General features: G+C 29.2%; 11 protein-coding genes. 1 reads left to right on the top strand and 10 read right to left on the bottom strand.

Annotated features, from left to right (window positions below):
• Nucleotides 1-453: 453 nt before the first annotated feature.
• From cysS to cysK, 4 genes are all read right to left on the bottom strand, one after another.
• Entirely contained in the window at nt 454-1,914 is a 1,461-nt protein-coding gene (cysS, locus tag QZV12_RS12815; protein WP_295622456.1) for a cysteine--tRNA ligase, read from the bottom strand.
• A 168-nt stretch (nt 1,915-2,082) separates the two neighbouring features.
• Nucleotides 2,083-2,463 carry a transcriptional regulator gene (locus QZV12_RS12810; RefSeq protein WP_295622454.1) on the bottom strand — a complete coding sequence of 127 codons (381 nt, stop codon included), beginning with the start codon at nt 2,461-2,463 and terminating at the stop codon, nt 2,083-2,085.
• Nucleotides 2,464-2,624: 161 nt separating this feature from the next.
• Nucleotides 2,625-3,365, bottom strand: a complete 741-nt coding sequence (epsC, locus tag QZV12_RS12805; protein WP_295622453.1) for a serine O-acetyltransferase EpsC — start codon at nt 3,363-3,365, stop codon at nt 2,625-2,627.
• Nucleotides 3,366-3,583: 218 nt separating this feature from the next.
• Entirely contained in the window at nt 3,584-4,540 is a 957-nt protein-coding gene (gene cysK / locus QZV12_RS12800; RefSeq protein ID WP_295622451.1) for a cysteine synthase A, read from the bottom strand.
• Nucleotides 4,541-4,935: 395 nt separating this feature from the next.
• On the opposite strand from cysK, the gene QZV12_RS12795 reads away from it, so the two are divergent.
• Nucleotides 4,936-5,520: a methylated-DNA--[protein]-cysteine S-methyltransferase gene (locus tag QZV12_RS12795; protein WP_295622449.1), complete on the top strand. Its 585-nt coding sequence runs from the start codon at nt 4,936-4,938 to the stop codon at nt 5,518-5,520.
• A 224-nt stretch (nt 5,521-5,744) separates the two neighbouring features.
• Here the strand turns inward: QZV12_RS12795 and QZV12_RS12790 are convergent, their stop codons facing one another.
• The 6 genes from QZV12_RS12790 to QZV12_RS12765 all read right to left on the bottom strand — a co-directional run bounded on the left by QZV12_RS12790 (nt 5,745) and on the right by QZV12_RS12765 (nt 13,939).
• On the bottom strand, nt 5,745-6,947 hold the full coding sequence (locus tag QZV12_RS12790; RefSeq protein WP_295622447.1) for an acyltransferase: 1,203 nt from the start codon (nt 6,945-6,947) through the stop codon (nt 5,745-5,747).
• Between the two features lie 275 nt (nt 6,948-7,222).
• A complete protein-coding gene (locus QZV12_RS12785) occupies nt 7,223-8,326 on the bottom strand; it encodes a glycosyltransferase family 2 protein (protein WP_295622445.1) in 1,104 nt (367 codons plus the stop codon).
• Between the two features lie 244 nt (nt 8,327-8,570).
• Nucleotides 8,571-9,476 (bottom strand): AEC family transporter, encoded by a 906-nt coding sequence (locus QZV12_RS12780; RefSeq protein ID WP_295622443.1) that lies wholly within the window; start codon nt 9,474-9,476, stop codon nt 8,571-8,573.
• 325 nt (nt 9,477-9,801) lie between these two features.
• On the bottom strand, nt 9,802-10,434 hold the full coding sequence (gene nth, locus QZV12_RS12775; RefSeq protein ID WP_295622441.1) for an endonuclease III: 633 nt from the start codon (nt 10,432-10,434) through the stop codon (nt 9,802-9,804).
• A 74-nt stretch (nt 10,435-10,508) separates the two neighbouring features.
• Nucleotides 10,509-11,876 carry a 3-phosphoshikimate 1-carboxyvinyltransferase gene (aroA, locus tag QZV12_RS12770; protein ID WP_295622439.1) on the bottom strand — a complete coding sequence of 456 codons (1,368 nt, stop codon included), beginning with the start codon at nt 11,874-11,876 and terminating at the stop codon, nt 10,509-10,511.
• A 443-nt stretch (nt 11,877-12,319) separates the two neighbouring features.
• Nucleotides 12,320-13,939: an AarF/ABC1/UbiB kinase family protein gene (locus QZV12_RS12765; protein WP_295622437.1), complete on the bottom strand. Its 1,620-nt coding sequence runs from the start codon at nt 13,937-13,939 to the stop codon at nt 12,320-12,322.
• Nucleotides 13,940-14,269 lie beyond the last annotated feature (330 nt).

Below are 14,269 nucleotides of genomic sequence, written 5' to 3'. Positions count from 1 at the left end.
AGATCCAATTCATAAGAAAAAAAGTAAAAGATTTTTTTTTTGGGATTTTGGAAAAAATTAAAAAAAATTTGGGGTCATGGATTTGATTTTTTTTTTTTTAAATTTGTGACACCCTCTCAATAATTGATAAAAAAAGCCTATTGTTAAAAAAAGATATAAATAAGAAAATAATCTAAAAAAAGAGAAAAATAATTGAAAAAATTACATCCATCATTGAAAAAAATAAACAAATATGAAAAAATAATTTAAATCATTGAAAAAATTATGTGCCTAATTAAAAAAAATAAACAAAATTTAAAAAAAGTTAGAAAAAATAGAAAACCAAGAAAAATAAGAAAAAATTAAAAAAATTAGAAAAAAAAGAAAACCAAGAAAAATAAGAAAAAATTAAAAAAAGTTAGAAAAAATAGAAAATAAAAAAATGATTAGAATAACTAATCACTTTTAATTAATTTAATCACTTACTTCAATACCTAATGAAACAAGCTTATCTCTGATTTCATCAGATAAATCATATTGTTTTTCAGCCCTTAACTTTTGACGGACATCAGCAATTATATTTAATAATTCCTCTTCGTCTCCACTGACTTCATCATCATTTGCAAAGAAGTCAATACCTAAAATTTGACTGATGTCAGCAAACCAATGCTTAATAGCTAAAAGATCATCAATGATTATTTTATCTTCACTTAAATCCTTATTGGATTGTTTTATAAATGAGAAAATAGCTGCAATAGCTTTAGGAGTGCTGAAGTCATCATCCATACTTGTGAAGAACTCATTGACTCCGTCAGTTAAAGGAGCATAAGATGATTCATAATAATCGAAATTAAGCAATTCTTCAAAAAGCTCACTTTCGCTTAAATCAGCTAAATAGATTAGATTATCTGAAACATTGCCCTTTTTAAATTCTTCATCAATCTTCTCATTAATGACAGCAAGATAATTCTTGATTTTAGAAACATTTTTCTCTGCTTGATGCAAGCTGACTTCACTAAAGTCTATTGGACTTCTGTAATGGGTAGCAAGAACAAATAGCCTAAATGTTTCACCGGAATACTCATTCAATAAATCTCTGATTGTAATGAAGTTACCTAATGATTTAGACATCTTTTCACCGGAAACATTTAAGAATCCAGTATGCATCCAGTATTGGACTAAAGGCTCTTTACCTGACACTGCTTCCATTTGTGCAATCTCAGAATCATGGTGAGGGAATATTAAGTCAAGACCTCCTCCGTGAATGTCATATTGAGGTCCAAAGTACTTTTCAGTTATTGCAGTATCTTCAATATGCCATCCAGGTCTTCCCTTACCCCATGGAGAGTCCCATACAGGTTCGCCAGCAAACTCTGGAGCTTCCCTATTTTTCCATAATGCAAAGTCATTAGGGCTTTTTTTAGAACTGTCAATATCAATCCTATGAGTTTCAAGCTCTTCAATCTTACGATTAGCCAACTTACCATAATCCTTAAACTTTGCAACTTCAAAGTAAACTCCAGTTTCAGTTACATATGCAAAGCCCTTGTCAATCAATCTTTGAATCTGATCTAAAATTTCCTCCATATGGTCTGTAGCTCTTGCAAAATAATTTACGCTTTTAACATTTAAAGCAGCCATATCTTCAATAAATCTCTTTTCAAATTTCTTAGCAAGCAATTTAGAATCTACACCGCTTTCTTTTGCCCTATTAATAATTTTATCATCAATATCAGTGATATTTTGTAAGTAGAATACAGAATACCCTTTAAATTCCAAATATCTTTTAATGGTATCAAAGGAAATGTATGTTCTTCCATGACCTATATGAGCGTCATCATAAACGGTAGGGCCACAGACAAAGAGCTTGATCTTATCTTCAAATAATGTATTCAACTCTTCCTTTTCCCTTGACATTGTACTATAAATTTCCATTATATCTCCTTAAAACTTGTTTAATAAAATAAGTAAAAAATAGACTATCAAATAGACTAGATAATTAATTCATAAGAATAAAATTAGTAAAATTTTGCCATGAATAAGCATGAAAAATCATAAATCCTTTAATGAATTATTAGGCCAAATTTACCAATACACTAAAAATTATAAAAGATGTGCTTCAGAGCCTAGACAGGCCTTACAATCTGCTGGCATATGTCCCTTCTCTTTATGAATTTGACAAATGACATCTTCAGTTTTGATTCTTTTACAAATAAAGCAGGTACGTGGGATAATGTCAAACTTAGTTGCAGTTCCCTCATTTAAGTCATTTGCAAAGTCTTGAATTAATGCCTTTACATCATCATTAAAGACAATTCCACTTCCCCTTTTATCAGTTAAATACTGGGATACAGCAGGTTGTGTTATGTCCATTAATTCAGATATCTTTTTCTGTTTCATACCTAATTTTAATAAATCTTTTGCTAATTCAGATCTAATAGCTGGTATAATATACCATACTACCATTTCACAAGGTGGTTTCATAAAATACCTCCTAATGTATTTTTTCTTTATTCCTCTTGAATATAATTGTTTAAATTATTCTATATCTTTCTTTATTCATTTTGAATACAAATGTTTAAATTATTCTATATCTTTCTTTATTCATTTTGAATACAATTGTCTAATTTATTGTATATCTTTCTTTATTCCTCTTGAATATAATTGTTTAATCTATAAAATAATTTTTCATCAGCACCTTTGAATACTCCTTCAATTTCAGGATCATGGCTAACTTCCACATGTTCCATATCGTGGAATTGACTTAAGACATTGATACGCTTTTCAAGTTCTTCTTGACGTTCTAAAAGCAAATCAATAGCTGAGGATACTGGGTCTGGGAATTCATGCTCCAAGTCTAAAACGCACTTACGGTCTTCTTGAATAATTCTGCTAGGGACTCCAACAGCTGTAGCACCAGGAGGAACATCATTCAATACAACAGCACCTGCTCCAACTTTAGATGAACGACCTAAGGTAATGTTTCCCAAAACTTTTGCTCCAGAACCAACTACCACTGCATCTTCAACAGTAGGATGTCTTTTACCTTTATTCAAACTTGTTCCACCAAGAACAACACCTTGATATAATAAAACATCATCTCCAATAATGGTGGTTTCACCAATGACAACGCCCATACCATGATCAATAAAGAATCTTCTGCCGATTTGAGCACCTGGGTGAATTTCTATGCCTGTTAAAAATCTGCTGATTTGAGAAAATAACCTTCCCCAAAATGGCAAGCGATGGGTCCATAGCCAATGATTAATTCTATGAAAACCAATTGCCCATAAGCCAGGATAACAAAGTAAAATTTCAAGGCTGCTTCTTGCAGCAGGGTCTCTTGCCTTTGCGGCTTGAAGGTCTTCTTTTACAGCATCAAACATAAATTCACCTTTTAACTTTATAATCTAAACTTATATTATTAATATGTTTATATCTATATACTTAATTTAATATAAACTTAACACAAGTTATAAAACAATGTTATATTATGAATTTATAGTATATAAATTATTTTACAATTTAAAAAAATAAAAAAAATAAAAAAAATAAAAAAATAAAAAAATAAAATAAATGGTAAAATATGGAAAATTCTAATTAGTTAGAATAAATCTCCAAATACCCATTCAGTGGATAAGTATCTTTCACCGGTATCAGGTAATATAACTACAATGGTTTTTCCCTTGTTTTCAGGACGTTTAGCAAGTTCCAAACCTGCAAAAGTAGCTGCACCTGAAGAAATACCTGCAAAAATACCTTCTTCTCTAGCAAGTCTAAGCAAGGTGTTTCCTGCATCCTCATCCTTTACAGGAATAACTTCATCAATTAAATCCACATCGATTACTTCAGGAACAAAACCTGGTCCGATACCTTGGATTTTGTGAGGTCCCTTTTCCCCTTTACCTAAAGTTTGGGAAGTTGCAGGTTCTACAGCAACTGCCTTGAATTCTGGTTTTAAAAGTTTAATGTATTGTGCAATACCAGTTACAGTTCCACCAGTACCTGCTGCAGAGACTACAATATCAACATTGCCGTCAGTATCCCTATAGATTTCAGGACCGGTAGTTAATCTGTGAATTTCAGAGTTTGCCTTATTTTCAAATTGTTGTGGCATAAAGGAGTTAGGAGTGTTTTCCACAAGTTCATTAGCTTTTGCAATAGCTCCACCCATACCTTCACTACCAGGAGTTAAGACAATTTCAGCACCGAATACTGCAAGAAGTTTCCTTCTTTCAATAGACATGGTTTCAGGCATGGTTAAAATTAACTTGTATCCTTTAGCTGCTGCTACAAATGAAAGTCCAATACCAGTATTACCACTTGTTGGTTCAATAATAACTGAACCTTCCTTAAGCAATCCTTCCTTTTCAGCAGTTTCAATTAAGTTAACTGCTATACGATCTTTTACACTGCTTACTGGATTAAAAGATTCTACCTTTACAAGCACATCTGCTTCTAATCCTTCTGTTAATTTGTTTAATCTTACAAGAGGAGTGTTACCAATAGCTTCTGTCATATCATTAGCTATGCCTCTTTTCAATTCAGGAATATTTACCATAATTATCACATCTATAAAATTTATATATTAATTAATTTTTAATTTTAAAATTGAAACTATAAATAAATAAATTAGCGTAAATCCCTTCTAAATGCCAATTATAATTATATTTATTTATGATTAAATCATATCTTTTATTTAATAAGTTATTTTATTTATAATTTAAATATTTTAAAACAAAAATACAAAAATTTTCAACAAAAGTTAAAATATAACAATTGTTATATAATAGTTAATAAATGATGATATATAAATATTTCTATGAAAACTAAAATTTTTAGCATAATTATTGAAAAAAGAATATTATCCTAGTTAATATTTTATTAGAAAAACGAATGATTATAATATGATAATTCTTATATAAAGATGATATTATGACTCTCTTTAAACACATTATGAAAGACAGCCCAATTGGCGAAATAACAATTATCTGGAGAAAAAAACCTCAATTTAGAATAGAAGAGATAATCCTTTCAAAACCAGAAAAGACATCATCACAAATAGCTAAGGAAAAATATGAAATAGAAGAGGAATTATCCATAAATAAAAAGTCAAAACAGTTAAACAAGGTTTTAAATGAATTTGACAAGTATTTTAGTGAAAAAGACTGCAAATTTTCACTTGACTATCTAAATCTAGATAAAGTTACACCATTTCAAAGAAAGGTATTGGAAGCAGAATTCAATACAAAAAAAGGAAGCATAAATACATATAAGGATCTTGCTAAAGAGGCAGGAAGTCCTAAAGCTTATAGGGCAGTTGGAAATGCTCTTTCCAAAAATCCATATCCTATTATCATCCCATGTCATAGAACAGTTAAATCTGATCGAACCATTGGAGGATTTGGAGGAGTTGCAGAGGGGCTTGAGTCTAAAAAAATTCTTCTTGAATTAGATGGGCTTATGATTCAAAACAGAAAAGTAGTTGGAGACAGTCCAATTATCACCTTAGATAAAACAAGTCAGACAAAATTAGTTTAATTTGTTAAAATATAGAAATAGTTAAAATATTGTAAAGTAAATATGAATCTTTAAAAAATTAAAATGATTTTAATTAGTTAAAAAAAGTTAGTTAAAATTTTTAAAGTAAAAATAAATATTTAAATTAAAATGATTTAAATTAGTTAAAAAATGGAATCACATCCCTTTCGATAAAAAAAATAGATAAATTATTTAAAAAATATGAATAAATAAGAAATTTCATATTACTTTAAATAATTACCTAAATAATTTTCAAATGATTTATATTTTCTTTCAAACCAATTAGAAACACCAATCAATTTATTATCAACAATCCAAATCCATACTTTTTCAATAGTTTCCCTTCTGATTATATCCAATCCAGTGCACACCACATAAACCACAATCAACATTGCTATTGCAATGAAGAATAAATATGGTGAATTATAATAGGAAATAGGACCTAATATGTTTTGCCAAATATAAGCTCTAATCAATAAATTATCATGAATCAAGTAAACACCTAAAGCGCTTCCTGCAATATAATTGAGATATTTGTTTGAAAACTCTTCTCTTTTTAAGAATATCAGGAATAATGCTACAGATGCAACAAATAAGAATAGCTTATTTTCTAAAGCAGGCCATAAGTATAAAGTGTCATAATAAACCGCTTCTAGAGGCAAACCAAATATCATGTGCAAACTGCTGGATTGAGTGTGAACAATATCCAAATATCCAACTATACAAGATATTGCATAGGTTATAATCATACCAACTGAAAATGTTGCAATTAGGGTTTTATAGCTGATTTTATCCAAATCAACATGCAAGCGTATGAAACTGCCTATTATGTATATTACTACAAACCAAATCAATGGAACATATTGGAAACTGGATCCAATGAAGTTGTTTGCTATTGGACCAATCATAAATATTGGGGTGAATGTAGGAAATATTGACCACATTACCATTACAACCACTATCAATTTGATATAAGTTTCCTTAGATAAGCTCTTAAGGAACTTATTTAAAAATGGAGACAATACCATCAATACGATATATCCAGTAACAAACCAGTAAGCACTATGGCTAATAGGCAAAAGATGGACACCCCAATCTGCTATAGTTAAAGGATCTGATAGATAAGTCAATTGTACAACCAATCCTAAAAACAAAAGGGAATAGAAATAAACTTCTCCACCTAAAACAAGCAGCTTACGGAAAGTGAACGTTGAATTTATCATAAAATAAGCAGATATTAAAATAAACACAACAACCCCAATCTTAACTAAAATACCAAAAAAGTAAACTACATAAGTGTTTGGATTTGAAGCAATAAACTCAAGGCCTTTCATACCATGAACAGCAAAATGATGGCTAATAATAAGAAACATTGAAATGATTCTTAAAATTTCCAAATTGGTGTTACGCTGACTCTTTTGTTTCATAATATATTGTATGTTTTAATAAAATAAAAGTTTTTATATGAATATTATTAATAAAATCAATTTAAATTTAAAAAATTATCTAAAAAATGAATAAAATATTAGAAAAAGGCCAATTAAATAATGAAAAAAAGATTAAAAAAGGAATGAAAAATAATTAGAAAAAGGTAAATTTGAAAAAAATTACCTAAAATATGAAAAAAAGTAAAAATGATTTAAAGGAATGAAAACAATAGAAAGGAATTCTATTAAATCTTCTTTAAGTTTGATGAAAATAATTATTTGACTAAAGTCAATTCATCAAAGATTTCACGAATAGTCAACATTTCATTCTTAGATAGTTCAATAGCAATCTTTCCTTTATTCTTAACTAAAAGATCCATATTGTCCTTGCAAGTATCTCTATAGAATTTATATGACTCTAAATCATCGAGATGAATATTTTTTAATAGCAGATACATCAAATAATCCTTCTTATTTTCAAAATAGTCTTTATCCTGATTATCAATGCCTAAATTATAAAACCAAGCAGCCTTAAGCTTTTTAAATAATTCATAGGCTATTGGATCAGATAATGTATTTAAATTCCATATGCATGTATGAAGAGCATAATTTATAAAATCCTGCTTTAAATCATCATAGATTCCCATATGGATTATTTCATCAAGAAGTTTTATTAAGGCCTTGTAAAAGCAGTCCCAAGACAATTCTCTAGAATTAGACAATGATGTGGAAACATTTCTTCTTTGATAGTATAATGGCTCTTTTAGAATGGTTAAGCTATCTACCTTTAAAATAGCTGAGAATACAAAATACATATCATTTGTTGTTCTTTGCTCTTGAAATCTTAAATCATTTTCTTCAATAAAGCTTCTCTTAAACAATTTGTCCCATGCCCAACACATGAAATCGCTAAAAATATTAGAATCAATATCCTTATAGTTGAATACATCTGCATCAGGCAAAAATTGGTCTTTAACAGCCCAAGTGTTAAGCCTTGATTCTCCAGTTAAATTATCATATAAAATTGACTTGTATATGCAAATATCTGCATCAAATCTTTTTGCTCGCTTATATGCTAATTCAAGCATGTTTTCATTGAAAAAATCATCAGAATCTAAAAAAGACAAATACTCTCCTTTAGCAATCTTCAAACCTTGATTTCTTGCATAACCTGCATTGTGATTTTCCTCATCAATGATTATAATCCTTGAATCCAATTTGCTATAATCCTCTAAAATTGAAAGTGAATTATCTGTTGAGCCATCATTTACACATATAATCTCAATTTCCTTTAAGGTCTGATTGATTAAACTGTCTAAACATCTTGGCAAGAAGCTTTCCACATTATAAATCGGTAAAATAACTGAAACTTTTATCATATAACTACACCGTTAATAAAAAATATCCTAACTGTAAAGACAATAGTTTAAGACTACATCGTTAATAATATATTTTCACTGTAAAGACAATAAGCTTAAGACTACAACATTAATAAAAAATATCCTAACTGTAAAGACAATAAGCTTAAGACTACATCGTTAATAATATATTTTCACTGTAAAGACAATAAGCTTAAGACTACATCGTTAATAATATATTTTCACTGTAAAGACTAGCTTAAGACTACATCGTTAATAAAAATATTATAGCGGTTAAGGTAAATACGCTTAAGACCACATTGACAAATATTAAAGATCCCATCATATCTTTTTTCAAATCATAAGCAATAGCTAAAACCAATGCATTTCCAGCAGTTGACATAGCCGCTTCCAAAATTCCAATATTAAAGGCCATTCCATTTATTTTAAAAGCATATAGCAATAAGAAGATTATTGCAGGTGCTAAAATTAATTTAAAAAAGGACACAACTATGGAATCTGTCAAATAGTTTTTTACATTGGAAAAATCTAAAGAAAGCCCTAAAGCTATCATGATTAAAGGAATTGTTGCTTGGGCAAAATAGTTTAAGATGTTTTCAACTACATATGGAAGTGGAATATTAAGGTAATTGAATATTAAACCAAAAACCATAGCCCATAAAGGCATAAAAGTGAGTGTACCTTTTATAGCATCATAATGGTCTTTTCCAAATTCCTTTGCAAGAACAATACCATATAAAACAACCATTATAGTGGTTGATAAATCAAAAAACAACGCATTTAAAAAACCTTCATTACCATATACACCTAAACAAACTGGAAAACCAATAAAACCAGTGTTCATAATAGATGAAGCAATTATAATTGTCCACATGGTTTTTCTATCATAATGCATTATCCTACAATAGGCATAAGATATGATAATGAGTATTGAACTGGTAAGAAAACCTAAAATTGGTAAAAATAACATATCATGTGAAATATTGGCAGTTCGCAGATTAATGAAAATCATTGAAGGCAATGCAATATTCAAAACTATTCCAGCTAATTTTTGACGGTCAGATTGATTTAAAATATTTTTAGATTTTAAAATAAAACCTATTAAAATCATCAAAGTTGGAACTAAAATAACCTCAATTGGACTTGCCATTAAATTTCACCTTAATAAAATATACAATTAATAAAAGGATATTTATAAAAACATATTAATAAATTTTTCGTATATATCCATTTATATAGATGATTAAAATTAAAATTAAACAAAAAGAAATATAAAAGACTTAAAAACAAAATAAACTATTTTTAAGAATTATTTAAAAGAATAAATAAAAGACCAAATAATCAAATAAACTATTTTTAAGATTATTTAAAAGAATAAATTAAAAACATAATAACCGAATAAACGGTTTTTAAAAATTATTTAAAAAAAAAAATCATTAGAATAAAAAATAATTTTAAAAAAAAAATATCAGTTTTTATTCTAATTTATCTAAATCATAATCACAAAGGTCTGTTAATGGACATTTATCACATTGTGGACCTATTGGACGGCAGATAGTCTGACCAAATTGAACCATCAAGTCATTTAAATCAACCCAAAGTTCTTTAGGAACCTTTTCCATTAAGACAACTTCAGTTTCTTCAGGGTCTTTTGTATCAGCAATTCCCCACCTATTAGATATTCTGTGAACATGAGTATCAACTGGAATAGCTGCATCCTGAAATGCAAATACAATAACACAGTTTGCTGTTTTTCTGCCTACACCTGGAAGCTTTAGCATTTCATCCATTTCTCTTGGAACCTCTCCACCATATTCATCAATCAATATTCTTGAAACTTCCAAGATACGTGCAGCCTTAACCCTATAAAAACCAGCAGGCTTAATCAACTCCTGAACATGTTCAACAGGAGCATCTACTACAGCATAAATGTCTGGATAGACATCAAATAAAGCATTTGCAGCTTGATCTGTATTTTCATCCCTTGTTCTTTGAGATAAAATTGTTCTAACCAATACTTTATAAGGGTCATGGTCATGAAAAGTACGAATAGTATAAACCTCATTTAATCTTTTAAAAATCTCTATTATCCTTTCTTCATCATTCATATAATCCCTCAAATTAATTTAATTCCAATTTAATGCAAATTTCCCCAATAACTTCAATGAAATTAGGAAAAAACTTAATTTAATTCCAATTCAATACCAATTTCTCCCATAACTTCAATGAAATTAGGGAAAGACACATCAAAGCATTCTCCATTTTCCACTTCAACATCATGCTTTAGACCAATCAAGGAAAATGCCATAGCCAATCTATGATCATTATGAGATTCAACAAGCCCATCACCTATGGTTTGACCATAAATAGTCATTCCATCTTCAAATTCCTCAAGCTTGCATCCTAATTTTTCAAGCTCTCTGCAGGTGGTGTCAATTCTATCAGTTTCCTTTAACCTGCCATGCTTAACACCGGTGATTGTAGTCTTGCCTTCAGCAACTGCTCCTAAAACAGCTACTGTAAGCAATAAATCTGGAGCATCTGCCAAATTAACCTCAATTCCTTTAAGATTTCCATTTGATCTTATAGAAACATATTCATCAAAGACAGTTACATTAGCTCCCATTTGCTCTAAAATATCCAAAATAAATTTATCTCCCTGTTTAGAATCGCTGAATAAGTTTTCAACCTTTAGGTAACCTCCAGCAATAGATGTTGCTGCAAGTAAATATGAAGCAGAGGAGTAATCTCCTTCAACAATATAATCAGAAGCAATGTACTTTTGAGGCTTTACATTAAATTTAGCACCTAAACAGTCACTATGCTCTTTCTTGCAAGTTTCATGGAATTGATATTGCTCTTCCACTATTTTAATGCCAAATTTTTCCAAAATGGAAATGGTCATATTGACATAAGGCTTTGATACGAATTCCGGATAAACCTCAAGAACCACTCCTTTTTTAGATAAAGGAGCTGAAATGAGAATAGATGATATGAATTGAGAACTTATGCTTCCTAAGATATCTGCTTCTCCACCTTCATATCCAGGATAAATCTTTAAAGGAGCCTTATTATTGCCGCTTAATGATTCTATTTTTACACCTAAACTTTCTAATGCATCAATCAATGCACCCATAGGCCTTGTCTTAAGAGAATCATCTCCAGTGAAAATAACTTCATTATCAGACAAAGCAGCAACACTTGTCATGATCCTAAGTGTAGTTCCGGAATTTGCAAGGTCAATCATATCAGAGGAAGGGTCTTTGCAAATATTATGCAATTTGCCTCCAGTTCCTTCAACTTCCAAATAATCAACAGTCTGGCTTTTATCTCCTTTCAAGATGATTTCTTTTTTCCTATCAATTTTAGCGCCAAGAGCTTCACATGCTCTGATGGTAGATAAGACATCTTCAGAGTACAATACGTCAAAAAGCTTAGACTTGCCTTCAGATAAAGATGCAAGAATAACAGCCCTATGACTATAGCTTTTAGAAGAAGGTGCTTTCACAGCTCCATTAATTTTAGAAAAGTTCTTTATTTTAAGATTCATTTATTACAATCCTTATGATAAGTTTAAAAAAAAATTAATCTTTAAAAATAATTAATTTATTTATTATTTTTATATTTAGTTTATTATTATTTATCATATTAATAGATTGATTAAAATTTATTATATATTTAACTAAAAATTTTAGGAAATTAAAAATCATGAATTAGAATAAAAATAAGAAAAAACTAAAGAGAAATCAAAAAAAATAACTAAAAAAATAGAGACAATTAAAAGCAAACAATCAAAAAATAGCTAAAAAAATAAGAAAAAACTAAAGAGAAATCAAAAAAAATAACTAAAAAAATAGAGATAATAAAAAGCAAAATAGCAAAAAATAAGAAAAAATTAACGAGAAATCAAAAAAAATAGCAAAAAAGAAAAAACTAAAAAAATAAAATGATAAAAAAATATTAAAAAATATTCTTAAAGAAGATATAATCTATTTAAAAGCTAATGAAATATCTTAAAACAGTGAATACACCAAGTAGTAAACTTATAGAAAACCCTACAAAACCAAGCATAGGCATATCATAGAATTTTGGCCCTGCATCGATTAGCATAACAAGTGAGGAACCGATTACAAGTGCTGCAATAATAATAGCAAGGGAAATCTGGTTTGCTATCTGACTAATGTGCTTGACTTCAATGTTTACAGTTACTTCCCCTTCTTCAACCTTATACATTGTTTTTGAAATAAGGCTTGGCAATCCTCTTAAGACATGTTCAAATGCAAAGAAACTGTTTTTTGCATTACCTGCCATTCTAATAGGATTATACCTTTGAAACATAAGCTTGCGAGCAAATGGCTTAAGCAATTCCACAACATCAATATTAGGGTCCAAACGAAGTCCAATGTTTTCAATCATGGACAATCCTCTTGCCATTAAAACAAACTCATTTGGCAATCTAACATCATATTTCTGCATCAGGAAAAGCAAATCCTCTATAATACCATTAAAACGGCTGAGTTCAGCGCCATAATACTTTGAAAACAAATCATTAAGGTCAGTTTTTAAAACATTAATTTCTGTTTTTTCATTCAAAATATCCATTCTAATCAATTGATTGATCAATCCATCAATATTACGGTCAGAGAAATAAATCATCAATTCTGCCAAGTCATGCCTAAAGTCCTCATCAAGAGACCCCATCATTCCAAAATCAATATAGCAAATTGCATTTTCATCAGTGATGAATATATTGCCTGGATGAGGGTCTGCATGGAAAAAGCCATCAATGAATATTTGCTTAAAGTAAGAACGAACCAGCCTATCAGCAATTAGAATCTTATTGTACTTTGGGTCATCACCGTTAATGACTTCTGATAATTTCACTCCCTCAACATATTCCATAGTCAAAACTTTTTTAGTGGAATAGTCTGGATATATTGTAGGAACAATTATCTTATCATTGTATATAAAATTATCATTTAAATGCCGAATATTCATTAGTTCATTGTCAAAATCAATTTCCTTATGAATTGTTCTATCGAATTCATGGAGAATAGCTGGAAGGTTTAGATGCTTGAATCCTGTGTCGAATCTATCTGATTCATTGGCTATGAATCTCATTATAGCCAAATCAGTTTCAACAATCTCTTCAACATTGGTCTTTTGTACTTTTACAGCTACACGTTCTCCAGTTGGCAATTTAGCTTCATGAACTTGAGCAATAGATGCTGTAGCAAGAGCTGTTTTTGAAAAATCTGCAAAAAGCTCGTCTATTTTTCCTCCAAGTTCTGTTTCAACAATTATCTCAATCTCTTCATAACTGATCGGTGGATTATCATCATGCAATTGTGAAAGCTCTTCACTTATTCTTTCCCCAACTAAATCTGGCCTTGAAGCCAATAATTGACCAAATTTAATAAATGTTGTTCCGAGCTCTTGAAACATTAATCTTAATCTTTCAGGAAAATCCTCCTTTAATAATTCTTTATTTTCTGCATCACTTCTAAATGGACTTATCTTATTACGAGAAGTTTGGCCTAAAACCTTATCCATACCATATTTTCTAAAAATTTTTAAAATTTCATCAAAACGGGATAGTGTTTTTCTTTGCATGATAAGCACCCATTAAAAAATTATTATTCAACTATTAATTTAAGGATGTTTGGTAAACATTCTTAAATTTATTATCATATTACTATATGGTAAAAATTATAATTAAACTTAACTAAATTTAATAAAAAAAGCTTTAGAATCAATAAAAATAGTTCAAATATAATATAAAAGAATTGAAAAAAATTAAAAATAAAATAAAAAAAAGAAAATAAGAGGGTGTGTAACGATTAGGACCCTCACCCACATTTTTCTTAACTTATTTTCCTTTAAATTTATATACAATGAAGTACAATCTATTATTATAGAAATAAATAATTTAGGTTGTGTATT

The organism is uncultured Methanobrevibacter sp. (genome assembly GCF_902769175.1).
Classification (GTDB): Archaea; Methanobacteriota; Methanobacteria; order Methanobacteriales; family Methanobacteriaceae; genus Methanobrevibacter.
Note: the sequence above shows the minus strand (reverse complement) of the source record. Positions and strands in the feature narration are given on the sequence as shown.